General features: G+C 39.8%; 27 protein-coding genes. 14 read left to right on the top strand and 13 right to left on the bottom strand.

Annotation, left to right across the window (positions count from 1 at the left end):
* Window positions 1-6 precede the first annotated feature (6 nt).
* Entirely contained in the window at window positions 7-771 is a 765-nt protein-coding gene (locus BMW42_RS02265; RefSeq protein ID WP_092766276.1) for a glutathione S-transferase family protein, read from the bottom strand.
* 373 nt (window positions 772-1,144) lie between these two features.
* On the opposite strand from BMW42_RS02265, the gene BMW42_RS02260 reads away from it, so the two are divergent.
* The 8 genes from BMW42_RS02260 to ychF all read left to right on the top strand — a co-directional run bounded on the left by BMW42_RS02260 (window position 1,145) and on the right by ychF (window position 9,659).
* Window positions 1,145-2,347, top strand: coding sequence for an SfnB family sulfur acquisition oxidoreductase (locus tag BMW42_RS02260; protein ID WP_092766241.1), 1,203 nt, complete (start codon window positions 1,145-1,147; stop codon window positions 2,345-2,347).
* A 9-nt stretch (window positions 2,348-2,356) separates the two neighbouring features.
* Window positions 2,357-3,580: an SfnB family sulfur acquisition oxidoreductase gene (locus BMW42_RS02255; RefSeq protein WP_092766240.1), complete on the top strand. Its 1,224-nt coding sequence runs from the start codon at window positions 2,357-2,359 to the stop codon at window positions 3,578-3,580.
* The gene (locus BMW42_RS02250; RefSeq protein ID WP_092766239.1) at window positions 3,580-5,010 is read left to right on the top strand and encodes an LLM class flavin-dependent oxidoreductase; all 1,431 of its coding nucleotides are present in this window, start codon (window positions 3,580-3,582) and stop codon (window positions 5,008-5,010) included. Before BMW42_RS02255 ends, BMW42_RS02250 begins: the two co-directional genes overlap by 1 nt.
* 26 nt (window positions 5,011-5,036) lie before the next feature.
* A complete protein-coding gene (locus BMW42_RS02245) occupies window positions 5,037-5,879 on the top strand; it encodes a MetQ/NlpA family ABC transporter substrate-binding protein (protein WP_092766238.1) in 843 nt (280 codons plus the stop codon).
* A 9-nt stretch (window positions 5,880-5,888) separates the two neighbouring features.
* Window positions 5,889-6,722, top strand: coding sequence for a MetQ/NlpA family ABC transporter substrate-binding protein (locus tag BMW42_RS02240; RefSeq protein ID WP_092766237.1), 834 nt, complete (start codon window positions 5,889-5,891; stop codon window positions 6,720-6,722).
* A gap of 11 nt (window positions 6,723-6,733) precedes the next feature.
* Window positions 6,734-7,804 (top strand): methionine ABC transporter ATP-binding protein, encoded by a 1,071-nt coding sequence (locus BMW42_RS02235; RefSeq protein ID WP_092766236.1) that lies wholly within the window; start codon window positions 6,734-6,736, stop codon window positions 7,802-7,804.
* Window positions 7,785-8,444, top strand: coding sequence for a methionine ABC transporter permease (locus BMW42_RS02230; protein WP_092766235.1), 660 nt, complete (start codon window positions 7,785-7,787; stop codon window positions 8,442-8,444). The genes BMW42_RS02235 and BMW42_RS02230 overlap by 20 nt, the downstream gene beginning before the upstream one ends.
* 123 nt (window positions 8,445-8,567) lie before the next feature.
* A complete protein-coding gene (gene ychF, locus BMW42_RS02225; protein ID WP_092766234.1) occupies window positions 8,568-9,659 on the top strand; it encodes a redox-regulated ATPase YchF in 1,092 nt (363 codons plus the stop codon).
* A gap of 60 nt (window positions 9,660-9,719) precedes the next feature.
* On the opposite strand, the gene BMW42_RS02220 is transcribed toward ychF, so the two are convergent.
* Entirely contained in the window at window positions 9,720-10,274 is a 555-nt protein-coding gene (locus BMW42_RS02220; RefSeq protein WP_092766233.1) for an Mpo1 family 2-hydroxy fatty acid dioxygenase, read from the bottom strand.
* 99 nt (window positions 10,275-10,373) lie between these two features.
* On the opposite strand from BMW42_RS02220, the gene BMW42_RS02215 reads away from it, so the two are divergent.
* Window positions 10,374-11,066, top strand: a complete 693-nt coding sequence (locus tag BMW42_RS02215) for a Crp/Fnr family transcriptional regulator (RefSeq protein ID WP_228143070.1) — start codon at window positions 10,374-10,376, stop codon at window positions 11,064-11,066.
* A gap of 66 nt (window positions 11,067-11,132) precedes the next feature.
* Here BMW42_RS02215 and BMW42_RS02210 read toward each other — a convergent pair whose 3' ends face one another.
* Entirely contained in the window at window positions 11,133-11,615 is a 483-nt protein-coding gene (locus BMW42_RS02210) for a hypothetical protein (RefSeq protein ID WP_213032600.1), read from the bottom strand.
* Between the two features lie 125 nt (window positions 11,616-11,740).
* Here BMW42_RS02210 and BMW42_RS02205 point away from each other — a divergent pair, with 125 nt between their 5' ends.
* From BMW42_RS02205 to dapC, 5 genes are all read left to right on the top strand, one after another.
* Window positions 11,741-12,469 carry an AzlC family ABC transporter permease gene (locus BMW42_RS02205; RefSeq protein WP_092766232.1) on the top strand — a complete coding sequence of 243 codons (729 nt, stop codon included), beginning with the start codon at window positions 11,741-11,743 and terminating at the stop codon, window positions 12,467-12,469.
* On the top strand, window positions 12,466-12,807 hold the full coding sequence (gene ygaH / locus BMW42_RS02200; RefSeq protein WP_035264532.1) for an L-valine transporter subunit YgaH: 342 nt from the start codon (window positions 12,466-12,468) through the stop codon (window positions 12,805-12,807). Before BMW42_RS02205 ends, ygaH begins: the two co-directional genes overlap by 4 nt.
* A 184-nt stretch (window positions 12,808-12,991) precedes the next feature.
* Window positions 12,992-14,209, top strand: a complete 1,218-nt coding sequence (gene purT / locus BMW42_RS02195; protein ID WP_171260666.1) for a formate-dependent phosphoribosylglycinamide formyltransferase — start codon at window positions 12,992-12,994, stop codon at window positions 14,207-14,209.
* 23 nt (window positions 14,210-14,232) lie between these two features.
* Window positions 14,233-16,899 carry a [protein-PII] uridylyltransferase gene (gene glnD, locus BMW42_RS02190; RefSeq protein WP_092766231.1) on the top strand — a complete coding sequence of 889 codons (2,667 nt, stop codon included), beginning with the start codon at window positions 14,233-14,235 and terminating at the stop codon, window positions 16,897-16,899.
* A 31-nt stretch (window positions 16,900-16,930) separates the two neighbouring features.
* Complete coding sequence (gene dapC / locus BMW42_RS02185) at window positions 16,931-18,100, top strand: succinyldiaminopimelate transaminase (RefSeq protein ID WP_092766230.1); 1,170 nt, start codon at window positions 16,931-16,933, stop codon at window positions 18,098-18,100.
* Window positions 18,101-18,316: 216 nt separating this feature from the next.
* Here the strand turns inward: dapC and BMW42_RS02180 are convergent, their stop codons facing one another.
* From BMW42_RS02180 to ung, 10 genes are all read right to left on the bottom strand, one after another.
* Window positions 18,317-18,823, bottom strand: a complete 507-nt coding sequence (locus BMW42_RS02180) for a hypothetical protein (protein ID WP_092766229.1) — start codon at window positions 18,821-18,823, stop codon at window positions 18,317-18,319.
* Window positions 18,824-19,132: 309 nt separating this feature from the next.
* Window positions 19,133-19,831: an orotidine-5'-phosphate decarboxylase gene (gene pyrF / locus BMW42_RS02175; protein WP_171260665.1), complete on the bottom strand. Its 699-nt coding sequence runs from the start codon at window positions 19,829-19,831 to the stop codon at window positions 19,133-19,135.
* Window positions 19,832-19,970: 139 nt separating this feature from the next.
* Complete coding sequence (locus BMW42_RS02170; protein WP_035264552.1) at window positions 19,971-20,336, bottom strand: lipopolysaccharide assembly protein LapA domain-containing protein; 366 nt, start codon at window positions 20,334-20,336, stop codon at window positions 19,971-19,973.
* A 20-nt stretch (window positions 20,337-20,356) separates the two neighbouring features.
* Window positions 20,357-20,662 (bottom strand): integration host factor subunit beta, encoded by a 306-nt coding sequence (locus tag BMW42_RS02165; RefSeq protein WP_035264555.1) that lies wholly within the window; start codon window positions 20,660-20,662, stop codon window positions 20,357-20,359.
* A 162-nt stretch (window positions 20,663-20,824) separates the two neighbouring features.
* Window positions 20,825-22,501, bottom strand: coding sequence for a 30S ribosomal protein S1 (gene rpsA, locus BMW42_RS02160; RefSeq protein WP_035264556.1), 1,677 nt, complete (start codon window positions 22,499-22,501; stop codon window positions 20,825-20,827).
* 116 nt (window positions 22,502-22,617) lie between these two features.
* A complete protein-coding gene (gene cmk / locus BMW42_RS02155; protein WP_092766228.1) occupies window positions 22,618-23,298 on the bottom strand; it encodes a (d)CMP kinase in 681 nt (226 codons plus the stop codon).
* Between the two features lie 18 nt (window positions 23,299-23,316).
* Window positions 23,317-23,748, bottom strand: a complete 432-nt coding sequence (locus tag BMW42_RS02150) for an SRPBCC family protein (RefSeq protein ID WP_092766227.1) — start codon at window positions 23,746-23,748, stop codon at window positions 23,317-23,319.
* A gap of 76 nt (window positions 23,749-23,824) precedes the next feature.
* The gene (gene tadA, locus BMW42_RS02145; protein WP_092766226.1) at window positions 23,825-24,349 is read right to left on the bottom strand and encodes a tRNA adenosine(34) deaminase TadA; all 525 of its coding nucleotides are present in this window, start codon (window positions 24,347-24,349) and stop codon (window positions 23,825-23,827) included.
* A 2-nt stretch (window positions 24,350-24,351) separates the two neighbouring features.
* Window positions 24,352-25,473: an enoyl-CoA hydratase/isomerase family protein gene (locus tag BMW42_RS02140; RefSeq protein ID WP_092766271.1), complete on the bottom strand. Its 1,122-nt coding sequence runs from the start codon at window positions 25,471-25,473 to the stop codon at window positions 24,352-24,354.
* Window positions 25,470-26,183, bottom strand: coding sequence for a uracil-DNA glycosylase (gene ung, locus BMW42_RS02135; RefSeq protein WP_092766225.1), 714 nt, complete (start codon window positions 26,181-26,183; stop codon window positions 25,470-25,472). Before ung ends, BMW42_RS02140 begins: the two co-directional genes overlap by 4 nt.
* Window positions 26,184-26,196 lie beyond the last annotated feature (13 nt).

Here is a 26,196-nt window from a genome sequence, read left to right as displayed (position 1 = left end):
GCTCTATTATATCCCGCGCCAATCTACCCGCGCATTTCGTTCATTGGCATAAATACGTTTAACATATTGTCCTATCGGCAAATCAAGCAATTGATTTTGATAATCCTCAAATTCAGATGAAACTGGCTGATGATATTCTCTTTCCCAAGGTGTACCAGAGATCTCAAGTAGTGGAGCAAGCATTGAACAAACGGCGATATCTGCCAAACCCAAACGATCTCCCACCATATATCGAGCTTGATTCTGAATCAATTGATCGTTTAACTGCAAAATAATTTCATGCATATTTTCTTTAGCAAGCGCAACTTGTTCATCATCAAGTTGGTAGCTGGTTGAAACTAAAGTTTTAATAAGTAGCTTACTGATCTTTTGAAATTTTCTCAGATATCCTTTTTCACCGATCATGATTTCTAGCGGCTCATCGCTTTCAGATAAAGCTTGAGCAAGCCCCCACCGCCTCACTGACACACCCAATTGATTAGTCAGGTCATTAATTTCAATTGCTTTTTTTCTTAACTTTAAATCTGATCTGAGCAATGAATGCTCTGGATAGACATCATCCAAATACAGGGCAATTTGGGTTGAATCTGCAATCCACTTTTCTTTATCACGTAATATCGGCAGAGAGTTTTGACCTGTTTTTAATTTTGCGAATGCACGATGTACGCCCGGAATCATATTTTGAGCAACATAATCCAATTCCTTATGATCAAGTAACCAGCGAGCTTTTTCACAAAAGTGAGATAAAGGAAACTGGTAAAGGATGCGCATAAAATCTCCGAAGTCTTGATCAATCATAGGATTTATTGTTTTGCTTACTTTATGCAACCCTATGCCAAAACACAATGTGATAATGCATCAATTGCAACTTAAATTGTTATTTTTGGAAATATGAATCCGTTAAATTATAAATGTTTAGCAAATCTTTATCTTTTTTATTGCAAAGTCTAAATGAATTCAACGTGTTTAGAGCACTGAAATTTATTAAAATTCATTATTAATCAAAATTTTAAGTTTTCTAATATTTTTCAATCGATATCTATATTTGTCTTAAGCATTTTTTTTGAATAGTTCAACGAAAACCAGCATTTAAAAAAAATATTCTATGGGCGTAGCGTATATCTCCTCAAAGAGGAATTGATCTATGTCTCGTTTAATTACTGAAAATGTTCATGTTATTGAAAATGATCAAGATGCCATTCATGCAGCCTATCATGTTGCTGATTATGCGCTCGAAGGTCGCAATCAGCGTGACCAACAACGAGCTTTACCATTTGCAGAAATTGAATTATTCAGCCAAAAAGGTTTAGGAGGCTTACGCATCCCCCACGTCTATGGCGGTGCTGAAGTCTCTCATCGTACCCTTGCCCAAGTATTTCGTATTCTAAATAAAGCGGATTCAAGTTTAGGGCAAATTCCACAAAATCAAATTGCTTTGCTCAATATGATCAACATCATGGGAAGCCATGAACAAAAGCAATTTATTTTCAACGAAATTTTAAAAGGTAAGCGTCTTGCCAATGGGGGGCCAGAACGACATACCAAAGATACCAAGACTTTAGACACACGCCTTGTTTTTGAGGATGGGAAATATCGAGTTTCAGGAAAAAAATTCTATTCTACAGGCAGTTCATTTGCACATTGGTTAGCCATCAAAGCAATACACCCTGAAGGTCACGTGGTTTTAGTTTTAGTGAACCGTGAATCCACTGGTGTCGAAGTGATCAATGACTGGGATGGATTTGGTCAACGTACCACTTCAAGTGGCACAGTGATTTTAGAGCATGTTCAAGTTGATCCATTACTGATTTTTGATGAAAGAAAATTATTGAACGTCCCTAATTTTAGAGGCGCGTTTTCACAGCTGATGCAAGTTGCAATCGATGTCGGTATTGCTGAAGCAGCGTTTGAGGACATGTTGTTTGCGATCCGTAAAGCACGCCCAATTGTGGATGCACAAGTTGAACGTGCCAGTAATGAGCATTTCACCTTACAAGAAGTTGGCAAAGCTAATGTTTTGTTAGATGCCGCCATTCTTTTGCTCGATGAAGCAGCTGATTATTTAGATTCACTCAGTGTGCTTGAACAACTCTCTGATGAACAGATTGCTGAAGCTTCGATCAAAGTTGCTGAAGCTAAAGTCTATGCCAATGATGCTGCACTGCATATCTCAGAAAAGTTGATTGAGCTCGGAGGAAGTCGCGCTAGCCTCAATGTTCATAATTTTGATCAACACTGGCGAAATGCACGTGTACATACCCTTCATGATCCCATTCGCTGGAAAATTCACGCGCTGGGTTCGTATTACTTAAACCATACTTTTCCTGCACGTCATGCCTGGATTTAAGGAGTCATCATGTCATCTTTACAAGCTTTAGAGATCCAAGAATCAGGCAGCTATAGACCAGCGCATATTATTCGCTCTGATGAAGAAGCATTAAAAGTCGCACACGAACTCGCAGAAAAGTTTAAACACCGTGCATCTGAGCGAGATTTAAATCGTGAACTTCCTCATGAAGAAATCGAAGCTTACAGTCAATCTGGCTTATGGGCCATTACAGTACCTCAACAATATGGCGGTGCCGATGTTTCTATTCATACACTGACAAAAATCATCGCATTAATGAGTGGTGTAGATGGCTCTATCGGTCAAATTCCACAAAATCATTTCTATGCACTTGAAATTTTGAGAAATACTGGGTCTGATGCTCAAAAAAGACGTTTATTTACTGAAGTTTTACAAGGTGCTCGCTTCGGAAATGCCTTGGCTGAGTTTAAAACTAAGAATGCAGCACAACGCTATACCTCTTTAAGACAAGTTGAAAATGGATATGTCCTCAATGGTGAAAAATTTTATTGCACTGGCAGTCTATTCGCTCACCGTATTCCAACCCTTGCTAGTGATGAACAAGAGCGCCAGTTTCTGGTCTTTGTTCCACGTCATAGCAAGGGCTTAAGCCTAATAGATGATTGGAGTGGATTTGGACAACGAACCACAGGCAGTGGGACGGTTAAATTTGAAAATGTACAGATTGCCCCTGAGGATGTAGTCCCTTTTGATTTGGCTTATTCAACTGCCACCATTTCAGGTCCATTTGCACAAATTATTCATGCCTCAATCGAAAAAGGCATTGCTCGAGCTGCTTTTGAAGAAACATTAATACGCGTTCGTCAAGCACGCCCTTGGATAGATGCAAAAGTTGAACATGCCACTCAAGACCCTTTGACACTGTACGAAATTGGTCGAATTGCAACAGACGTCAAGGCGACTGAGTTACTACTTAAACAAGCAGCGCAAGCGGTTCAAGACGCCAAAGTCGCCCTTTCAGAACGTTCAGTTGCACATGCTTCTATTCAAGTGGCTAAAGCACGTGCACACAGTACCGAAACTGCACTAAAAGTCTCGTCAAAACTGATTGAACTGGCTGGTAGCCGTGGAAGTCAACGAAAAGATAATCTTGATCGATACTGGAGAAATGCACGCGTTCATACCTTGCATGATCCAGCGCGTTGGAAATATTTTTTTATTGCCAATTATGTTTTAAACGGCGTATTCCCCCCAAGACGAGGTACGCTGTAATGACAAAAATTCAATCGAGTCCTCAAAAACAGATCCTGTTCAATGCATTTGATATGAATTGTGTGGGTCATATTAATCATGGACTTTGGACACACCCACGTGATCAATCCTACCGATTTAATGAATTAAGTTATTGGACAGAACTCGCTCAAACTTTAGAGAAAGGTCTTTTCGATGGATTATTCATTGCCGATATTACTGGCGTTTACGATGTCTATCAAAATGGCATTGATCTAACCTTGAAAGAATCGATTCAACTGCCGAGCCATGATCCAAGCACGCTGGTGTCTGCAATGGCAGCCGTCACACAGCATTTGGGTTTCGGTATTACAGTGAACTTAAGTTATGAATCGCCTTATCAATTTGCTCGTCGCTTCGCGAGTCTGGATCACCTGACCCAAGGACGTTTGGGATGGAATATCGTCACTGGCTATTTGGATAGCGCAGCGCGATTGGTCGGTCAGCAAGGACTGAAAGATCATGATTTACGTTATGAACAAGCTGAAGAATTTTTAGAACTCTGCTACAAATTTTGGGAAGGCTCTTGGGAAAATGATGCTGTCATCCAAGATAAGCTCAATCGCATTTTTACCGATCCGAGTAAAGTACATGCGATCCACCATCAAGGAGAGTTCTATAACAGTCACGGCGTCTTCCAAGTCTCGCCTTCAGTGCAACGTACACCTGTGCTATATCAAGCGGGAGCATCACCTAAAGGACTACAGTTTGCCACTCGGCATGCAGAAGCCATGTTTATTGGTGGAGATACCGCTGAAAAAATTGCGTCTCAAACACAAAAGATTCGCCAATTAGCCCATTCACACGGTCGTGATGGTACAGCAATTAAATTATTTGCAGGCATCACTGTCGTCACTGCTGAAACAGATCAACAAGCGCAAGAAAAACTACAGGAATATATTCGATATGCAAGTCCTGAAGCTGGCATTGCGCATTTCTCAAGCTCAATCGGAACAGACTTAGGTCATCTAAAAGATGAGGATGCTATTCTATATAAAAAAACCAATAGCATCGTTTCTGTAAATGAGCGCTTTAAGGAAAACAAAGTCACTTTGGCAGATTTAAAAGCTCAGCATGTACTCGGTGGACGTTATCCCTTATTTGTTGGCAGTGGAGCAACAGTTGCTCAACAGCTAATCGAATTCATTGATATTTCTGGATTAGATGGTTTTAACCTTGCCCGTACAGTCGCTCCAGAGTCACATCAAGATTTTATTCGTTATGTCATTCCTGAACTCCAACAACGTGGTCGCTATAAGACCGCCTATGCTGAGGGTAGCTTAAGGCACAAGCTATTCAATGCGGGAGATCATTTACCACATTCACATCCTGCACATCATTTCCGATGTCCAAGTTCAAACCAAGATACACAACAATCAAATTTAATTTCTATACACCAACATTCTGCTTAAGTTTTTTAATATTTAGGGGTCTTTCTATGGCACAAGCTCAGTCTTCTCGACTTAAATGGATCGGCGTTGCAATCGCCATTATTGTGATTGCAGCATTTGCATGGTCCTTTTTGAAAAAAAATGATCAACAAGAAATTGTGATTGGCATTAGCCCACCATTTGCAAAACCACTTCAAGCCGCAATTGAAGAAGCAAAGGCTCAAGGCATTCATGTACGTTTGGTAGAATTTTCAGATTGGAATACACCCAACATCACCCTAAATCATGGGGATATTGATGCAAATTATTTTCAGCATCAACCTTTCTTGAATAATGCGTTAAAAGAAACCAACTTTAAGCTCAAACCCTTGGGCATCGGCTCAGGAACACATGTCGGTTTATATTCAAAAAAATATAAAGCGATTAGTGAAGTTAAAAATGGCGCTCGAGTTGTACTGCCAAATGATCCTGTGAATCAGGGTCGCGCCCTACTCCTCTTACAACACGCTGGATTAATACAACTTAAGGATTCCAACAACCACTTATCCAACTTAAAAGATATTAAATCCAATCCAAAAAAATTGAACTTTATTGAAGTCGAAGGCCCGCAAACTGCGCGTGCCGTAGATGATGCAGACCTCGTATTTAGCTATCCAATGTACCTACGCTTAGCACAAACGATTGATCCGAATGATGCCTTAATTTTGGATGAAATTAACAACACGCTTTATGCCATCTTATTTGTTGTTCGCGATGACTTTGAACAAACTCAGCCTGAAAAAGCAGCTCAACTGAAAAAATTTATCCAAATTTATCAAAGCTCAGACAAAGTTAAACAAGCATTGAATGAGGATATTGGTGAAAAACTCTGGTTCAAAGGCTGGAAATAAGGAGTGTTCATGTCTACTTCAACTCAATCATCTAAATTCATCAAAATTGCAGTCATCATCGTCGCAGTACTGGCGGCCTTAGTGGGATATCGTTATATCAGTCAAAACTCAAATGATAAAGTGATTAAAATCGGCATTAGCCCACCCTATGCTGAATTATTGCAAAGTGTCGCTGAGGATGTAAAAGCACAAGGAATCAATCTCGAGTTGATTGAGTTTTCAGACTGGCAAGCACCCAATGTTGCTGTGCAAAATGGTGATATTGACGCTAATTTCTTTCAACAAAGTGTTTTTCTAGCGAATGCAGTGCGTGAAACAGGCTATGACCTTGTGCCTTTTGCGAAAGGTTCAGGCAGTCATGTCGGACTTTATTCAAAAAAATATCAATCCCTACAGGAAATACCTGATCAAGCGAAAGTAGTCGTACCGAATGATCCAGTTAACATGGCACGTGGTTTAAATTTGCTGGCTCGTGCAGGCTTAATTCAAGTCAAAGATATTAATAATGAGCTCACCAGCACCCGAGACATTATCAGTAATCCTAAAAAACTCAAGATTATTGAAGTTGAAGGCCCGCAAACCGCGCATGCTTACAATGAAGCTGACTTAATTATGGGTTTTCCTCATTATTTGAAAATGGCAAAAGTTGCTGATCCTACTTCTGCACTGTTATTAGATCCGATTAATAAAAAATTTGCGATTTTGTTTGTAACGCGTCGAGATTATCAAGATCAGGATGACAAATTAAAAACTGTGGTTGAAACCTTCCAAAACTCTGCAAAAGTCCGTCAGATTCTAGACAAAGACTTTGGACAAGGTTTGTGGTTTGAAGGCTGGAAATAAGGAGAATGATCATGGTGAGTTTTGGTTCACACATTGAATTTGCAGTACCCCATATTACAATTCGTCATTTAAATAAGTATTACGATGTACAAGGAAAACAAGTTCACGCACTCAAAAACATTAATTTGGATATTCCCGAAGGAAAAATTTTCGGCATTATCGGCAAAAGTGGTGCGGGCAAATCTTCATTGATTCGCACCTTAAATGGGTTAGAAACTATTTCTGATGGTAGTATTCATATACATCAACATGATCTAGGGCAGCTTAATCACAATGAGTTAATCGCCCTACGCCAGCGTATTGGCATGATTTTTCAACATTTTAATTTACTATCTGCCAAAACAGTTTGGGAAAATGTCGCGCTTCCATTGAAAATCGCAAAAGTGCCTGCTACTGAGATTCAAACTCGTGTGGATGAGGTTTTAAATCTAGTCGGTTTAGCTGAAAAGCATCATCACTATCCATCACAATTATCGGGTGGGCAAAAACAACGTGTTGGGATTGCCCGCGCATTGGTCAGTAAACCTGAAATACTATTGTGCGATGAGGCAACATCGGCACTTGATCCAGAAAGCACATCTGTTGTTCTATCTTTACTGAAAGAAATTAATCAAAAATTAGGACTCACCATCGTTCTCATTACACATGAAATGCAGATGATTCGTGAAATTTGTGATCAAGTGGTGGTTATTGATCAAGGTGAAATCGTTGAATCAGGGCAAGTTTGGTCAGTCTTCTCTCATCCCCAGCAAAAAATCACACAAGAACTCCTCAATTTGGAACAGCTTGATTTGCCATTCCAGTTACATCAAGAGCGAGCTGCACATTTAACGCATACTATTTTGAAAATCAGCTATGCAACTGATTTGAAAAATCCTCCCAACTTAAATGATGTACTTTCTAAAATTGCACTGCCTGTGCATTTATATCAAAGCCATGTAGACACCATTCAACATCATTTGGTTGGCTCACTCATCGTAGGTATTCCTCAATTAGATGTTGATGTGCATTCACTCCATAAGCAATTCCACCATAAAACATCACAAATCGAGGTGCTTGGCTATGCACAACCAGCTCATTGATCTTTTAATTACGGGTACCATTGATACTTTGTTAATGGTCGGTATTTCTGCATTTTTAGCGCTTCTTATTGGATTGCCTATGGCTGTAATCCTCGTCAATACCTCAGAAAATGGGATTTATCCATCAAAAAAAATCAATCATGCCTTGGGTTGGGTGGTAAATATTACGCGCTCTATTCCCTTCTTAATTTTAATGGTGGCACTCATTCCCTTCACTCGACTGATTGTAGGGACCAGTTATGGGGTATGGGCTGCGGTTGTACCTTTAACTATAGCGGCTACACCTTTTTTCGCACGTATTGCGGAAGTCAGTCTACGAGAAGTTGATCATGGACTCATAGAAGCTGCACAAGCCATGGGCTGTAATCGCAAACAAATTATTTGGCATGTGCTTTTACCAGAAGCACTGCCTGGTATTGTTGCAGGTTTTACTGTCACGCTTGTAACCATGATCAATTCCTCTGCGATTGCGGGTGCTATTGGTGCGGGTGGTTTAGGTGACATCGCCTACCGATATGGCTACCAACGCTTCGATATGCAAATTATGTTGGCGGTGATCATCGTATTAGTCGTATTGGTCATGCTGATTCAAGCTTTGGGTGATCAATTGGCACATAGTTTGGACAAACGTAAAATCTAATTCACACTATTCAATTGAGTCTCATCTGTCTTTTCGAGAAACATCCAAGCCATGACCTGACTTTGTCATGGCTTTGATGTAAAATCACCGACAATTTTTAAATAACACTGTGTGAGTCTTTTCATGGGTTTTAATTGCGGTATTGTCGGCTTGCCGAACGTTGGTAAATCTACACTTTTCAATGCATTGACGAAAGCTGCTATTGCTGCAGAAAACTTCCCATTCTGTACCATTGAACCAAACACCGGCATCGTTCCTGTTCCAGATCCACGTTTAGATAAATTAACTGATATTGTTAAACCTCAACGTGTTATTCCAACCACAATGGAATTTGTAGACATCGCAGGTTTAGTTGCTGGTGCTTCTAAAGGTGAAGGTTTAGGGAACCAATTCTTAGCCAACATTCGTGAAACTGATGCAATTGCACACGTAGTACGTTGTTTTGAAGACGAAAATGTTATTCACGTGAACGGCAAAATTGACCCACTTGATGACATTGCAACTATTAACACTGAGCTTGCTTTAGCAGATTTAGAAACAGTATCAAAAGCGGTTACACGTTTAGCAAAGTCTGCGAAAGGTGGTGATAAAGAAGCTGTTGCAACAAAAGCTGTACTAGAAAAAATTCAGCCATTACTTGATGAAGGTCGCCCTGCTCGCGCAGCTGATCTTGATGACGACGAGCGCAAATTAGTTCGTGGCTTTGGTTTATTAACCCTTAAACCAACAATGTATATTGCTAACGTTGCTGAAGATGGTTTTGAAAACAATCCGCACCTTGATGCTGTTAAAAAATTAGCGGCAGAAGAGAATGCTATTGTAGTTCCGCTTTGCAACCAAATCGAAGCTGAAATCTCTTTGCTTGAAGATGATGAGCGTGCTGAATTCTTAGAAGCGATGGGCATGGAAGAACCAGGTCTTAACGTGGTTATTCGTGCAGGTTATGGCTTACTTGGCCTACAGACTTATTTCACTGCAGGCGTTCAAGAAGTCCGTGCTTGGACTGTAAAAATTGGTGCGACCGCTCCTCAAGCTGCTGGTGTGATTCACACTGATTTTGAGAAAGGCTTTATTCGTGCAGAATGCATTGCCTATGACGATTTTGTTCAATACAACGGCGAAGCTGGCGCTAAAGAAGCTGGAAAATGGCGTCTTGAAGGTAAAACTTATGTCGTTCAAGATGGTGATGTTTTACATTTCCGTTTCAACGTTTAAGTTATTAAAAAACAGCCGAAAGGCTGTTTTTTTTTGCAAAGATTATTCAAAAGATTGAGATCATGGATTTTGAGTTGAAGTACTCGAGTGATTTACGTGTTTATGGTCCATGTCATAGCGTAATTGTTTAGCTCGAACCAATACTTTCTCTTCCAGTTTCTTACGTAAACCAATAAGAAATATAAATTCTGCTACCACAAATAAAGGACCTATAGCGAGTCCAACAAGATCATCCACAAAAGCTGGTTTTTTCTTTTCATAATAGTGCCCAATAAATTGAATAATCCATCCCACAATAAAAAATCCAGCACTTACCAATACCCAAGAGGATGTCTCTAAAGCTGCTACTTGTGTGGCTGGTTGATAAATTAAAGCAAATAGCACTGCCATTACCACACCAAAAATGAGATCCAAACTCAAGTAATAAATCACTGATGCGACGATCAATAACATTGCAAGATCAATGGAATATCCAGCAACTGTAAATTGCGCTTTGGCTGCAAAACACAAGATCGAAAATACAATCAAGGGAATTCCAATAAAATGCGAAAATACGTTTTTACGATCTAGGTGATAAGCTGCATATTGTCCAAGCAAGCTCTCTAAACGAGTCATGTTATCATTCCTTTTTCTGACTATTTCCTTCAATATATATAAATGTAAACCAATAAGTTGTCGACTAGACGACAAATAAACAGCATAAAAGGGATAATTTTGCTTTTAAATCAATACGTTTATCTTTTAAAAAATAATTGGTGGTTTAGCCAGTTTGATCATGAACTACAACAGCTGATGCTCGAACATGCACAGCTCATTGAATATGGCAAAGAGCAACTGATATTTTCTAAAGCTGATCAATTTGATGGCATTTATGCCGTGATTGATGGTGCTGTTCGTTTAGCACATATTGACGTAGAAGGTCGTGAGGCGGTGACAGTTATCGCAGATCCTATTATGTGGTTTGGTGAAATTTCGTTGATTGATCAACAACCCCGCTCTCATCATGCGATTACCAGTAAAAAATCCAAAATCCTCAAAATAAGTCTTGTAGGACTTGATCTAATTTTAGAACAATATCCAAAATTTTGGTTTTATCTGGCTCAATTGGTGAGTCATAAACTCCGTTATGCTTTCATGGAGTTGGTCTCTATTCAAACACAACCCCTTATTCAACGTTTAGCACAAAGATTAATCTTTATCTTAAATGGATACGGTAATCTCAAAGAGATTGAAAAAAACACCATCAACCTATCTCAAGAACAATTGGCACAAATGTTGGTCTGCTCAAGACAGACCATTAATCAAGAACTACAGCATTTAGAAAAAATTGGCGCAATTAAAATTGCATTTAAAAAAATTGAGGTGATTAATCTCACTCAACTTAAAGCTTTAGCCGATCAAACTTAACCGACTAAAGATGAAGAGCTTCAGGAAAATCTGGATTAATCCTTGTATTGGGGTGGCTCGGGTCACTTAAAATAATTTTGTATACGCCTTGGTGTTTCCTAATTCTGGTTGCTCAATTGCAGTTTTGCACTGGGCTTTATCGCGTTCATAATTGGCTTGACGCTGTGCGAGCTGGCCCTCATTTTCCACGATTGCACGTGCCCAAGCATCTATGGTTGTTAGCGCTTTACGACAAAGCGCATATTTCCCTTCAGTCACTGAGTCGGTCATTTTGACATTAATACGCCAATCCAATACCAATTGACGCACAGGCTCGCGTACTTGTGATGGTATAAGCGCTTTATTGGCTTGATACAGAATAGGATCAACCTGATTCATCAATTGCCAAGCATGATTTGCATATTCAGTTGCATCATTGGTCAACTTCGGTGCTTCTTTAATTTCAACCTTTTCATCGGCAGTTTCTGCCTGACCACCACAACCGGACAAAGTGAAGATGAGGAATGTAGTCAATGCAGCTAATTTAAAGGGAGATTGAATCGCAAACATGACATCGCTCTAATAAACTATTCGGCACTATGCTAGTAAATTCGGGTAGAATACTCAATCTCGTTTTATACCTTTTGTTCCAATCTCCAATTAGGTTTATCGTGACCCAATCAAGCTCCCCACACATGACACCGGCAGGTTTTTGGCAAGGTGCCAAAGATAGTCAAGCCATCATTTTCACCTATTTGCCTGTTTCATTCGCGTTTGGTGTATCTGCAACTCAATTTGGTTTTACAGCGTGGGAAGCATTATTTTTATCCTGTTCGATGTATGCAGGTGCCAGTCAATTTTTGGTGGTTGCCTTACTCGGCAGTGGCACTTCTATCTGGATGACAGCCTTAACTGTAATAGCGCTTGATATTCGACATTTGTTATATGGCCCTGCTTTACAAAACTTAATTCAAGATAAACTCAATCTGAAAAAAACTGCAATTTGGTCATGGGGCTTGACCGACGAAGTCTTTGCATCAGGCATGATTAAACTGTCGCAACGCCGTCAAGAATGGTCTGAATCTTGGATGCTAGGTCTGAGTCTGTTTAGCTGGTTGTCTTGGGCACTTGGATCTTTTCTCGGGGGCTTATTTGCAGATCAAGTCAGTCATCTTCCCCAATTTTTGCAGGCAGCGCTCGACTTTCTATTACCTGCACTTTTCTTGAGCTTCTTACTAGCTGCATTTGAGAAAAAACATACCTTTGTCGTGACCATCACCATTATTGTTTCTGCTATTGCCTGTTACTTTATCGATTTATCTGCAGCGATATTCATTGGCATAAGCTCCGGTATTTTGGCTGGTCTGTTTAAACATTATGTACTGAAGCAACATGATCCTTTGCACACAGGTGAACAATCATGAATCTAGAAATTATTTGTGTCGGTATTCTGGTCGGCATCGCGAATTTCGCCTCACGCTTTGGTCCTTTTTTTGTGATTCAGAGACTACAACAAGGTCGCCAGAAACGCGGTGCTCTTTGGCTTAAAATCGCCCTTGGATCAATCGGTATTGCAGCAATCAGTTCAATGCTCGTGGTCGCGACTTTACCTCCGCTCTTAGAAACACCCAATAAGAGCGTTGCCATGTTAATTGGTTTTATTGTGCTCTCGGGTTTGTATTTCAAATTTAAACAGATTGTACCTGCAACACTCACAGCCGCACTCACATACGGTTTGGTGTATACCTATTTCCCACTTTAAACATTTCTTGCGTAATATTCATTCAGATTCTAAATTTATAAGCCTGATCCTCGGATAAGGCTTATGCATTTTTATCAATAAAAAAATTAAACGATATCAAAATAATTTCTTGCTTTTTCTTGTATTCATCGCGCTCAAGAGGTTTTAGTTCTGATATGCTAAAAGTCCATAATATCAAGCACGGATGAATCAAATGCTTATTACACTCGGTACTCCACTTCAATCTTCGGCGTTTAAAGTTCTATTATTGGGTTCAGGTGAGTTGGGTAAAGAGGTGGTAATATCATTACAACGATTAGGTGTAGAAGTACATGCGGCAGATCGCTATGACAATGCACCTGCCATGCAAGTTGCTCATCACTCCTACACATTGAATATGGCGGATCCAAAAGAATTAAAAAAACTGATTGAACAAGTTCAACCTCATTTAATTGTTCCCGAGATTGAAGCCATTGCCACTGAAGTCTTAGTGGAAATCGAAGATGCTAAAACTGCCGTAGTTATTCCCTCTGCGAAAGCCGTGAATCTCACCATGAATCGTGAAGGAATTCGTCGCCTCGCAGCTGAGGAACTAGGGCTACCAACCTCGGCTTATCGTTTTGCCAATAGTTTGGAATCATTCCGTGCAGCATGTGATGATATTGGCTATCCAAATTTTGTAAAACCTGTGATGTCATCATCAGGTAAAGGACAATCACGCGTAAAATCTTTTGATGAAGTCGACGCTGCTTGGGAATATGCTCAAACAGGTGGTCGTGTCAATCAAGGTACTGTCATCGTAGAATCGCAAATTGATTTTGATTTCGAAATTACATTACTCACAGTACGGGCAAAAAATCCTGAAACAGGAGAAATCGAAACGCACTTCTGCGATCCTATTGGACACCGTCAAGATGCAGGTGACTATGTAGAAAGCTGGCAACCTCAACCTATGAGCACAGCTGCCCTTGATGAAGCAAAACGTATTGCCAATAAAGTCACAGTAGCGCTCGGCGGTTGCGGTATTTTTGGTGTGGAATTATTCGTTAAAGGTGATCAAGTTTGGTTCAGTGAAGTTTCTCCTCGTCCACATGACACTGGATTAGTCACACTTGCATCTCAATATCAAAGTGAATTTGAACTTCATGCCCGTGCGATTTTAGGTCTTCCAGTAAATACGCAACGTCACAGTGTTGCTGCAAGCGCTGTGATCTATGCAGGTATTGATGATACGAATTTGTCATTTTCTGGCGTAAATCTTGCTATGCAAAACCCTAATGTCGATTTACGTCTTTTTGGTAAACCTGAAGGTTTTAAACGTCGCCGTATGGGGGTCGCAACTGCACGTGCTGAAACAACTGATATTGCACGCGAATTAGCGACTGAAGCAACCTCAAAAGTAATTGTAAATCAAAACAAATAATTCATTAGGTAGGCCATCATTTCATGATCAATACGTCTCCATTAGCAAACTATGTTTCGAGTAATCACGACATCAAGGCAATTAATCAATGGCGCTCAGATGTTGAAAATCAATTACAACATGAGTTTGAAAATGGTAAGGCGATACGTGAGATCATCCTCACTCGATCTAACCTGATTGATGAGGCACTTAAATTCCTTTGGCAACATGCTGAGTTAGATCAAACCGATCTGGGCTTGTTCGCTGTAGGAGGTTATGGTCGTCGTGAAATGATGCCCTACTCTGATGTCGACATTCTGATCCTTTCAGAAGATGATCTTACACAAGAACAAGAAAATGCCATTACCATTTTTATTTCCTCTCTATGGGATGTTGGAAATTTTAAACCTGGCGTAAGTGTAAGAACCATTCAACAGTGCTTTGAACAGGCCATGAATGACTTAACTGTAGCAACATCTCTCATTGAGTCTCGTTTAATTATTGGCAATGAACACTTAGCGAAATGGCCTCGTCGTGTTGTTTCACAAACTTGGACGGATAAAACCTTCTTTGATGCCAAGATGGAAGAACAAGCCAAACGCTACGCTCAGCACAACAACACTGAAAGTAATTTAGAACCTGATATCAAAAATGCACCGGGCGGCATTCGAGACATTAACCAAATTGGTTGGATTGCAAAACGGCATTTCCGAGTAAATCGTATATACGATCTTGTACATTTAGGTTTCATTTCTGAGTTTGAACTTGGGGTTCTCGAAGATGCTGAGAATTTTCTCTGGGAAATTCGTCATCATTTACACCGCTTAACTAAGCGTGATGAAAACCGACTATTGTTTGATTACCAACGCGATATCGCAGCAAAATTTGGTTACCACAAAGTCGAAGGTGAACATATCAATTATCCAATTGAACAGTTCATGAAACGCTACTATCGAGCAGCTCAGCAGGTTTCAACCCTGAATGAAATGCTACTCGCCTATTTTAATGAATCAGTCATCACTCCTCGCTTACCCAACTATGAGCGTAAAATTGAAGAAGTGAATGAAAACTTCAAATTGGTGGATGGTAAACTCGCAGTTCAACACCATAAAATTTTTGCAGAGAAGCCTACAGCCATCCTTGAGATTTTCTATATCCTAGCAAATCGCCCTGATATTGATGGTATTCGAGCTCGTACACTTCGATTGCTTACTTTAGCTGCAAAACGCATTGATCAAGCGTATAGAGACAATCCAGTTAATCAAGCCTTGTTTATGGCGATCATCCGATCACCAAATAACTTATATGAAACATTGCTTGCGATGAAACGTTATGGTGTACTCGGCAACTATATTCCTGCATTTGGGCAAATCATGGGCCTTATGCAATACGATTTATTCCATATCTATACTGTAGATGCACATACGCTCCTACTCTTACGTAATTTAAATCGTTTTAAAGCGCCAGAATTTGCTAAAGATTTTCCTGTCGTAAGTTCGGTATTCCAGCGTCTGGTGCGCCGAGACATCGTATTCCTCGCTGCTTTGTTCCATGATATCGCCAAAGGTCGTGGTGGAGACCATAGTGAATTGGGCGCGGTTGATGCCATTGAGTTCTGTAGCAAGCACGGTTTTACTGAGCGTGAGTGTAATCTTGTTGCGTGGTTAATCCAAAATCATCTATTGATGTCGATGACTGCGCAGAAAAAAGATATTTCTGATCCAGATGTTGTAAAAGATTTTGCCGAGAAGCTAGGTGATATGGAACACTTAGACTATCTGTATACGCTTACAGTGGCTGACATTAACGCAACCAATCCTAAGCTTTGGAACACATGGCGAGCATCGCTCATGCGTCAGTTATATACCAATGCTCGTGACGTTATTCGTAGTGGTTTGGGACGTCCTGTCGATTACCAAATGCTGATCGAAGATACCAAATTTGCAGCAAGTGAATTACTTGTCAATGATTATGCTTTAGAAGCTGTTGAAAAAGTTTGGCAAGAACTTGGTGACGAATACTTCCTCAAAGAAACTGCCGATGAAGTTGCATGGCATACACGTGCAATCCTAGATCATGGTGATAATTCAGCACCATTGGTGATGATGCGCGCGCACCGTAAATCAGCGCAAGATGCTGTGCAGATTTTTATTTACACTCAAGATCAACCTAATCTTTTTGCCACCACTGTTGCAGTTCTAGATCGTATGAATCTAGATGTACAAGATGCACGCATTATTACAGCAACTAAATCCTTTAGCTTAGACACCTACGTGGTGCTTGATCGTTTTGGCACATTAGTGACAGATCCAGAACGTGAAAATACGGTAAAAGAATCATTGGTGCACGCATTAACAGATTCACAAAATTATCCAGGTTTAATGCAACGCCGTATTCCACGCCAACTTCGTCATTTCGATATTGAAAACACAATTGATATTACGTTGAACGAGGCACTACAGCAAAATATGGTCGAGATCTCTACACTTGATCAGCCTGGATTACTTGCACGTATCGGTGGCTTATTTATGATGCAAGGTCTCGATATCCATTCCGCGAAAATCGCCACCTTGGGTGAGCGCGCAGAAGATATTTTCTTTGTAACCAAAAAGAATGGCGAACCTATGAATTTCACTGAAGCTCAGGCTTTTGCTGAACAATTAAAAGCAGCATTAGATGAGGCTTCAAATCAGGTCTGTAATCATCATTAAAATTTAGATTTAACCCGACGGTAACTGTTTCATGAACTCTAGTTTAAACCTATTACATCCTTATCCATTTGAAAAGTTGAATAAACTTTTTCAGGATGTAAAACCTGCAAATCTTCCGTTAATTCCATTGTCAATTGGTGAGCCAAAACATCCTGCACCTGAATTCGTAAAACAAGCTATTGTCGATAACTTCAATCATCTTTCGACATACCCAAACAGTAAAGGCTTACCAGAATTACGTGAAAGTATTGCGCAATGGCTCACACGCCGTTTCAAATTAAATGCTATTAGCACAGAAGATCATATTTTACCTGTGACTGGCACACGTGAAGGAATTTTCTCATTCGTACAAGCGCTGATTAATCGTGATGAAGCGCCTTATGTAGTTATGCCGAATCCCTTTTATCAAATTTACGAAGGTGCAGCTTTACTCGCTGGCGCTCAACCTTATTTCATCAACTGTACTGAAGAAAATGGTTACCTTGGTGACTTCGATACTGTCCCTGCAGAAGTATGGGAGAAGACAGCTTTACTTTTTGTCTGCACACCCGGAAATCCGACAGGTGCTGTTCTTTCAAAAGAACAGTTCAAAAAATTAATTGCGCTCTCTGATCAATACAATTTTGTCATCGCATCTGATGAATGCTATTCAGAACTATGGTTTGATGAAGCCCCTGTAGGATTACTCGAAGTTTGTGCTGAACTAGGTCGTGATGACTATAAAAACTGTATCGTATTCCACTCTCTGTCTAAGCGTTCTAATTTACCAGGTATGCGATCTGGCTTCGTTGCAGGTGATGCTAGTCTATTAAAACCTTATTTAAAATTCCGCACTTACCACGGTGCTGCAATGCCAGTACAACATCAATTGGCATCGATTGCTGCATGGAATGATGAGGCACATGTTGAAGAAAACCGTAAACAATACCGTGCTAAATTTGATTTATTCCAACAAGAATTAGGTCATTTGCTACCACTGAAAAAGCCTGATGCGGGTTTCTATTATTGGTTAAAGGTCGATAATGATGAAACTTTTGCCAAAATGCTGATGGAAAAAGCACATATCAAAGTCTTACCGGGTCGTTATTTATCTCGTGATACTGAACAAGGAAACCCAGGTGAAAGCCATGTTCGTCTTGCTCTCGTAGCAGATTTAGACCAATGTAAAGAAGTTGTTAAACGCTTAAAATCAATTCTCTAATCGTGCATGATCTTTAATTTTAAGCCCTCTTTTTAGAGGGCTTATTTTTTTGATTGATGATTCTAGGCATAGTTTGAGCGGAAAATGATATTTTCTAACAAACCTCTCTCTAACTCTCTCCCAAAGGGAGAGAGAACTAAAAAGAATGGATTGCCCATGATAATGTTTGGATCACTCTCAAGTGTGAGTTGCGGTGTGCCTTACACTTTTTAGGAATTACACTAACTTTTTGTATATTGAATAAGGATGTACATGCTCAACAAACCGATTTGTACATAATCTAATTTGTTCAACATCATCATTAAAACTCTGTTCTTTAGTTTTCTGTTTCGAAATTCTTAAAAATATTTCTTGAATCTCAGGTTCAGTATTTTGTATTTCAATTTGAAAATCGTCTAATAGTTTTAAATAAGATGTAATCAAGGGTAATGCTGTATTATCAGTATTCTTAATTGTAATGTTTAACAGTAAAATCCTAGATAAAATATTTAGGTAGCTAGACTTAAACTCAATCAACAAATCCTTCTTTTGAGCAAGGTTATACATATCTTTCGCATGATTAAGTGATGCAATGTTTGCAAGTAATATACCTATAACCTCTCTACATTCAGTTGCTATAACTTCATTACATTTTTGCTTTCTCCATTGCCATGAAATATATAAAGCTACTAATGCTCCTATTAAAGTAGCAATTGCTCCCCAATCCCAACTACAAGCTTCCATATCTTATCCTTTTAAACTCTATAATCAGTGGAAACGCTACAGCTTTTGCAATTTCCTGTTTCGTTAAACCTGATTCATTCAACTCTCTGATTTTATCATATTTTTTAGTATCAACTTTTTCTATTAGGCTTGTATCAACATCATTCTAAACCTTGTTAAATATGTTCCCAAACCAAACTAATGGACAGTAGTTTCCCTCAAGAAAATGTAAGGTTAACTTTGAAAACATCATTGATTTTAAAAATTAGTCAAAAAAAAGCCATGAACATTCATGGCTTTTTAAAATAGATCAAGACTGTAATTTGAAAATTACAAAGTAGCCAGAATGTCTCTTAAAGTCTGATTTGGATTTTCTGATTTAGTAATCGGACGACCAATCACCAAGTGTGTAGAACCATCTAACATTGCTTGCTTAGGTGTAACAATACGTTTTTGATCATCCGCTGCAGAACCTTCTGGACGAATTCCCGGAGTGACGAGAGCAAAGTTCTGACCTAGAGTTTCGCGTAACATTTTTGCTTCTTGCGCAGAACATACAACACCGTCCAAGCCACTTTCTTGAGTCAAAGTCGCTAGACGTTTCACATGTTCAAAAGGCTCGATATCCAAACCAAGATCACGTAGATCTTCTCGCCCCATTGAAGTTAATACAGTGACTGCAATCAACTGTGTTTGATAGTTACCTGCTTTTAATCTTTCTACACAAGTTTCCATCATTTTTCGTCCACCAGATGCGTGAACATTGACCATCCATACCCCTTGATCTGCAGCAGCGCAAACGGCTTGTGCTGTCGTATTTGGAATATCATGAAATTTTAAATCTAAAAATACTTCAAAACCTTGATCATGCAATGCTTTTACAACGGTCGGACCTTCATGTGTAAAAAGTTCTTTACCCACCTTTACACGACAAAGTTTAGGATCCAAATTTTCAGCAATTTTCAATGCGTCGTATTGGCTTTTTGCATCTAAAGCAACAATGATACTCAAGGTTGTTCTTCCGTCCATCTAAAGTTGCGTCATTATAAAGATGTTCAACTTAAGCTGCAAAATTAACTTTCAAAAACTCAGCTTAAAATTCAACAGTTTATTTTCAATAAAAAAAACCTCTAAAATAAATTTTAGAGGTTTTTTAAATATTTATAAATTACAGCGGATTTGAGTTACGCGGATCTGAATGCACATCTAGTACTGTCTTTTCATGACGTACATTTGCAGCAGCTTCAGCAGCAGCTAACTGAGCATTTTGGATTTGTTCTTTACGAAGATATTCAATATCTTTGCGAAGACGCTTAATTTCCCAACTATTTTGGAATACACGGAAAACTTGAACTCCGAGTAATAATCCAACGATGATCCCAAGTGCCAAAGTCAACAAAAGCAATAAACCTAATCTCATTGCCGGTACTTGAGTGAATAGAAGATCAACAGTCAGTTCTGTACCATTTTGCAGAACCAATGCCAATGCATATCCGAAGATTACAACTAACAGTGCAACTAATACGTAACGCATAACCACCCCTGAGTAATTTATTATTTTCCTGCTGATTCGTTTACAGCATCTCTTAGTGCTTTACCTGGTTTGAAATGAGGTACAGCTTTAGCAGCCACTTCAACTGACTTACCTGTTTTAGGATTACGCCCAACTCGCGGTTCGCGATGATGTAAAGCAAAACTTCCAAACCCACGAATTTCAATACGATTATCAGCTGATAATGACTCAATCATTTGATCGATCATAATTTTAACAGCTTCTTCGACCAATGGCTCAGCCAAATGAGGGTTTTTGATAGAAATACGTTCTATTAAGTCAGACTTATTAAGTGCTTCAGTAGTCATCTGCGACCTCTTTAATTATCAAGCTACTCTGTGCATAGCGAGATAATAACCTGTTTAAATACAAAACGGTAGCGCAGTAAGTCAATACTACGCTACCGTTTACAGTATTTGTGTAAAAAGTATTAGTTAAATTACATTAACAATACATTGAACACGAAAGACTTAGTGGTTCATTTGAGCTTTGATCAAATCACCAATTGTCTTAGGACCGTTGTCTTGACCTGCAGAAGCGGTTTTCAAGTTAGCAACAGCTTCTTTCTCTTCAGCTTCGTCTTTCGCTTTGATAGACAAGTTGATTGCGCGTGATTTGCGATCAACATTGATGATCTTAGCTTCAACTTCTTGACCAACTTCTAAGAATTTAGTTGCATCTTCAACGCGGTCACGGTTGATTTCTGAAGCTTTAAGAGAAGCTTCAACTTCGTCAGCCAACTTAATTGTTGCGCCACGAGCATCAACTGCAACTACAGTACCTTTAACAAGAGCACCACGTTCGTTAGCAGCTAAGAAATCGTTGAACGGATCGCTGTTCATTTGCTTGATACCAAGGCTGATACGGTTGCCTTCAGCGTCTACAGAAAGGATAACCGCTTCAACAGTGTCACCTTTCTTGTAACGACGAATCGCTTCTTCGCCTTGTTCATTCCAAGAAATGTCAGATAAGTGAACTAGACCATCGATACCGCCTGGTAAACCGATGAAGATACCGAAGTCAGTGATAGACTTGATTGTACCTGAAACTTTTTCACCTTTGTCGTGAGCCTTAGCAAACTCTTCCCATGGGTTAGCACGAGTTTGTTTGATACCAAGAGAAATACGACGACGCTCTTCATCAACTTCAAGAACCATAACATCAACTTCATCACCAATCTGAACAACTTTAGATGGGTGGATGTTTTTGTTTGTGTGGTCCATTTCTGAAACGTGTACTAAGCCTTCAACGCCTTCAGCGATTTCAGCGAAGCAACCGTAATCAGTTAAGTTAGTTACACGCGCTTTAACGATAGAACCTTTAGGGTAACGGTTCATGATCGCTAACCATGGATCTTCACCAAGTTGTTTAAGACCTAATGATACACGGTTACGCTCTTTGTCAAATTTAAGTACTTTAACAGTAACTTCTTGACCAACTTCAACAACTTCTGATGGATGCTTGATACGTTTCCAAGCCATGTCAGTGATGTGAAGAAGACCATCAATACCGCCAAGGTCAACGAAAGCACCGTAGTCAGTAAGGTTTTTGATTGTACCAGTAACTGTTTGACCTTCTTCAAGTTGAGAAAGAAGAGCTTCACGGTCAGCTGAAGATTCAGCTTCCATAACTGCACGACGTGATACAACAACGTTGTTACGTTTAGCGTCAAGTTTGATAACTTTGAACTCTAACTCTTTACCTTCAAGGTGAGTCGTGTCACGGATAGGACGAGTGTCTACCAAAGAACCTGGTAAGAACGCACGTACTGGACCGATGTCAACAGTGAAACCGCCTTTAACCTTACCAGAGATAACACCAGTAACGATCTCGCCGTCTTCAAAGATTTTTTCAAGTTTAGTCCAAGTTTCAGCACGTTTAGCTTTTTCACGTGATAAAACTGTTTGACCCATACCGTTGTCAAGCGCTTCAACAACTACGTCAACTGTGTCACCAACGTTAACTTCAAGTTCACGTTGTTCGTTTAAGAATTCAGAGCGAGCTACTACGCCTTCAGATTTAAGGCCAGTATCTACAGTTACCCAGTCAGAATCGATGCTAACAACGATACCTTGGATGACTGCACCCTTTTCAACGTTGAGGTTTAATTCGCTTGCTTCAAAGAGGGCTGCAAAAGATTCGGTCATGATATACCTAGAAAAGTCAGCGGTCTTGGATCAGACAAGGCCGGTTTAGTTAAGTATCGACATAGTCCATATAGAACTGATCAAGCTATGCTTCCACTAATATTCATTAATTTATCTTATTGCGCATCAATATATGCGGTCATCAGGTTAAATACAGCGTCAATGTCCAGATCTGAACTATCGATAATGTAAGCCCCTTCAGCCGGCTTAAGCGGCGCAACGGTTCTTTCCATATCACGCTTATCACGTGCTTGGATATTAGATAAAATGTCGCTTATTTTAACATTTTGCCCCATGGCCTGCAACTGCTTTACACGTCGCTCAGCACGCGACTCAGCAGAAGCCGTCAAATATATTTTTGCTTGGGCTTCTGGGAAGATTGAAGTCGCCATATCACGGCCATCGGCAACAAGACCTGGTGCTTGAGCAAATGCACGTTGTCTTTCGAATAATGCCTGTCTTAATTCAGGTACAACTGCAACCTTGGATGCAAACTCACCGACTTTTTCAGTGCGAATTTCATCCGTTACATCATGCCCGTTAAGTAAATTTTTTGTTTTTAAATGATCACTAACAAATTGAATATCGAGATGAGTCGCTATTTCTACGCATTTAACCAACACCTCTGGATTGTGAATTGAATCAATTAAATTCAGCTGATGTAATGACAATCCCAACAAACGATACAAAGCGCCAGAATCTAGTAAATGAAACTGGTAATGCTGTGCCAATTTTGCTGCCAAAGTTCCTTTGCCTGAACCGCTTGGTCCATCGATCGTGATAATTTGAATTGTCATTACTTTACCAATTTCGCCTTAGAGGCGTTTTGCTAATTTCTTAAAGCCAAGTGTAATAGCAAGTTTGAGTTGTGCAAGAATTAATTTGCTCACAAATGGTGCTCTTGCCTGTAATTCGATCGTGTATGTGACTAAAGTTTTAGCTGATGAAAGCTCTTTAAATTCAATAATTCCGAGATGATGTTTGATTAATGGATTCTTGATAAGTTTGTATTCAATACGCTTATTTGGTTCTAGTACAGTAATTTGTTCTTGAATTGGCTTTATTGGGCCTAATCCCATTTTTCGTACTGATCCAATCCCATCAGGACGACTCGGATCAGCTGCATCTTTAATGCGTACAACCTGAATCGGTGCAAATACATCATTATAAGTCGCATGTTTTGACAAAACTTCAAATACACGATCTATAGGCTGGTTAAATTCTTGTTTAACTTGGATTGAATTCATTTTTTATTCCTTTTCATTGAGTCCGCTTCATACTGACAATACATTATGTCAATTTTTCCACAATCAACAATAGCAATCATTCCTGATTATTTTCTATTTTTTGTCGTACACGCTGTTGTTTTTTTTGTTCACGTCTGAATTTAAAAAATTCTGAAAGCTGATGAGCACACGCTGATTGCATGCAGCCCCCTTCAAATTCAAATATATGGTTGTAATAACCTTGATTATTTAATAACTGTCGCGTACTGACCAGAGAACCCGCTTTCGGCTCTAAAGTACCAAATACAACACGGTGAACTCGAGCATGAATTAAAGCCCCCACACACATCGTGCATGGCTCAAGGGTTACATAAAGGGTTGCATCTTCTGGTAGACGATAGTTCTGAATTTGATTACATGCTTGGCGAAGTGCGACCACTTCTGCATGAGCAGTTGGATCATGACTCAGGATGGGTTGATTATATCCTTCACCAATCACTTTTCCCTGACTCACAATGACAGCTCCAACAGGGATTTCTCCCAATTGAGCTGCGAATGCAGCCTGCTCATAGGCACGCTGCATCCATTTTAGATCTTCAGTATCAAATTGGATTTCAGTCAAAATTAGATAATACCGTACTGTTTTAACAAGATATTCCAGCTCTCGATATTTGTAACTGGTGGGTGCGCACCTAAAATTCCTTTTAAGGACATAGACTCTGCAGGTGTCCATTCAGGAGATAAATCTTTATCCACTAAACGCGCACGCACGCCCTCAACAAAATCAGGATGTCTAATTTTCCAATCAGAAATTTGAGTTTCAAGTTCAAATACTTCTTGCCAAGGATGAACTTGACGCCCCCATTGCCATAACAACCAAGTAATCGCAGCCGTACTCGGTGAGCCTTTTGCCAGATTTTCACTGGCTTGTCTTAGCCAATCACTTCGTGCATCACTTAACCCGATGATTGCTTCGTAGTCATTTTCAAAGTTTGCACCGCGACAGACACTGTGAATCACATCTAACGAGATTTGCAGTGGCCCTGGAGAAACTGGTCGATGCAAACTATTTAAAGTGTCATCTAATGCCCTAAAATCGCCAGCAGGATAATGATCCCAATCGATATTGATCAACTTTTGTAAAACAACATCACGCTGAGCATCACAAATATGAGTCGCCCAACCGATACCATAAGCTCCTGCCGCAGTCATGATCGATCCAGTTAAACCTGTAAATAGACCAATTGGACCACGATCTGCCAAGAAACGACTAGCACCAACATCTGGATATAAACCAATATTCACTTCTGGCATTGCAAGACGCGAATAAGGTGTAACCAGTCTGAATGGTGCAGCCATAAATAAACCAAGCCCACCACCCATCACATAACCTTCACCCCAAACGACTATCGGCTTAGCGTAGTTATGCAACAAAAGATCTAGCGCGTATTCTTGTTCAAAAAATTTATTTGCCGCATCAACTTCATTATTGATGACCAACTGACGGAGTTTGCGCACATCCCCACCGGCACAAAAAGCTTTAGGTGTTGTTGAATCAAACCAGATCGCTTTAACGGCATCATCATGATGAAACTTTTCAAAAACAGCCAATAAAGCCGTCACAATAGATTCATCAAGTGCATGTAAAGATTTTGGACGATTTAATCGAACCACTCTCCATCCATTCTGTGCTTCTTCAACAATTAAGTCAGGATGATATTGATTCGTCTCAGGAGATATTGTCATGCTTCCAGCTGCCATTTAATTGGCTCAATGCCATTTTGTTTAAGATAATTATTTGTTTTTGAAAAAACTTTACACCCAAAAAAACCACCTCGGTTTGCTGCCAATGGTGATGGATGTGCTGCTTTTAAGACCAAATGCTTATTTTGGTCAATTCGTTGACCTTTCTTATGCGCGTACGCACCCCAAAGAATGAAAACGATCTTATCACGTTGCTCATTTAGAACATCTATCGCAGCATCAGTGAAATCTTCCCAACCTTTCTTTTGGTGTGAAGTCGGCTGGCCCGCTTCAACAGTCAATACACTGTTCAGCAACAAGACACCCTCTTCAGCCCATTGGGTTAAATCACCATGCTTGGCAGGTGCTATTCCAAGGTCAGTGCTGAGTTCGTGATAGATATTACGCAAAGACGGCGGTAATGCAACACCCTTTTGCACTGAAAAACTCAATCCATGTGCTTGATTTGGACCGTGATAAGGATCTTGACCGAGAATCACGACCTTTACACGATCTAAGGGTGTGGTGTTGAACGCATTAAAAATAAGGGAATTAGGTGGGTATATCACCTTATTTGCCTGTAATTCAGATTTGAGAAAAGCTTTCAGCTGATCCATTTTATCGCTGAGCAAAAACTCTGCTAAAGCATACTTCCAACCATCCTCTAACCGAACTTGATTCAGTTGACTTAATTCTTGTTCGGTGAGTTGCATTGTGTTCATCCCT

This window comes from Acinetobacter sp. DSM 11652 (genome assembly GCF_900109815.1).
GTDB lineage: Bacteria > Pseudomonadota > Gammaproteobacteria > Pseudomonadales > Moraxellaceae > Acinetobacter.
This window is presented reverse-complemented; position numbering and strand designations above follow the sequence as displayed.

What these genes read in the sequence shown, in the direction of transcription:
- pyrF (WP_171260665.1), bottom strand. Translation starts at nt 19,831, where the DNA reads ATGGACGGAAGAACAACCTTGAGTATCATTGTTGCTTTAGATGCAAAA.
- BMW42_RS02140 (WP_092766271.1), bottom strand. Translation starts at nt 25,473, where the DNA reads ATGACAATATCTCCTGAGACGAATCAATATCATCCTGACTTAATTGTT.
- BMW42_RS02220 (WP_092766233.1), bottom strand. Translation starts at nt 10,274, where the DNA reads ATGACTCGTTTAGAGAGCTTGCTTGGACAATATGCAGCTTATCACCTA.
- BMW42_RS02245 (WP_092766238.1), top strand. Translation starts at nt 5,037, where the DNA reads ATGGCACAAGCTCAGTCTTCTCGACTTAAATGGATCGGCGTTGCAATC.
- BMW42_RS02265 (WP_092766276.1), bottom strand. Translation starts at nt 771, where the DNA reads ATGCGCATCCTTTACCAGTTTCCTTTATCTCACTTTTGTGAAAAAGCT.
- glnD (WP_092766231.1), top strand. Translation starts at nt 14,233, where the DNA reads ATGATCAATACGTCTCCATTAGCAAACTATGTTTCGAGTAATCACGAC.
- ychF (WP_092766234.1), top strand. Translation starts at nt 8,568, where the DNA reads ATGGGTTTTAATTGCGGTATTGTCGGCTTGCCGAACGTTGGTAAATCT.
- ung (WP_092766225.1), bottom strand. Translation starts at nt 26,183, where the DNA reads ATGCAACTCACCGAACAAGAATTAAGTCAACTGAATCAAGTTCGGTTA.
- BMW42_RS02260 (WP_092766241.1), top strand. Translation starts at nt 1,145, where the DNA reads ATGTCTCGTTTAATTACTGAAAATGTTCATGTTATTGAAAATGATCAA.
- BMW42_RS02240 (WP_092766237.1), top strand. Translation starts at nt 5,889, where the DNA reads ATGTCTACTTCAACTCAATCATCTAAATTCATCAAAATTGCAGTCATC.
- BMW42_RS02165 (WP_035264555.1), bottom strand. Translation starts at nt 20,662, where the DNA reads ATGACTACTGAAGCACTTAATAAGTCTGACTTAATAGAACGTATTTCT.
- ygaH (WP_035264532.1), top strand. Translation starts at nt 12,466, where the DNA reads ATGAATCTAGAAATTATTTGTGTCGGTATTCTGGTCGGCATCGCGAAT.
- BMW42_RS02150 (WP_092766227.1), bottom strand. Translation starts at nt 23,748, where the DNA reads ATGAATTCAATCCAAGTTAAACAAGAATTTAACCAGCCTATAGATCGT.
- cmk (WP_092766228.1), bottom strand. Translation starts at nt 23,298, where the DNA reads ATGACAATTCAAATTATCACGATCGATGGACCAAGCGGTTCAGGCAAA.
- BMW42_RS02205 (WP_092766232.1), top strand. Translation starts at nt 11,741, where the DNA reads ATGACACCGGCAGGTTTTTGGCAAGGTGCCAAAGATAGTCAAGCCATC.
- BMW42_RS02180 (WP_092766229.1), bottom strand. Translation starts at nt 18,823, where the DNA reads ATGGAAGCTTGTAGTTGGGATTGGGGAGCAATTGCTACTTTAATAGGA.
- BMW42_RS02255 (WP_092766240.1), top strand. Translation starts at nt 2,357, where the DNA reads ATGTCATCTTTACAAGCTTTAGAGATCCAAGAATCAGGCAGCTATAGA.
- purT (WP_171260666.1), top strand. Translation starts at nt 12,992, where the DNA reads ATGAATCAAATGCTTATTACACTCGGTACTCCACTTCAATCTTCGGCG.
- BMW42_RS02250 (WP_092766239.1), top strand. Translation starts at nt 3,580, where the DNA reads ATGACAAAAATTCAATCGAGTCCTCAAAAACAGATCCTGTTCAATGCA.
- BMW42_RS02230 (WP_092766235.1), top strand. Translation starts at nt 7,785, where the DNA reads ATGCACAACCAGCTCATTGATCTTTTAATTACGGGTACCATTGATACT.
- rpsA (WP_035264556.1), bottom strand. Translation starts at nt 22,501, where the DNA reads ATGACCGAATCTTTTGCAGCCCTCTTTGAAGCAAGCGAATTAAACCTC.
- dapC (WP_092766230.1), top strand. Translation starts at nt 16,931, where the DNA reads ATGAACTCTAGTTTAAACCTATTACATCCTTATCCATTTGAAAAGTTG.
- BMW42_RS02235 (WP_092766236.1), top strand. Translation starts at nt 6,734, where the DNA reads ATGGTGAGTTTTGGTTCACACATTGAATTTGCAGTACCCCATATTACA.
- BMW42_RS02170 (WP_035264552.1), bottom strand. Translation starts at nt 20,336, where the DNA reads ATGCGTTACGTATTAGTTGCACTGTTAGTTGTAATCTTCGGATATGCA.
- BMW42_RS02210 (WP_213032600.1), bottom strand. Translation starts at nt 11,615, where the DNA reads ATGTTTGCGATTCAATCTCCCTTTAAATTAGCTGCATTGACTACATTC.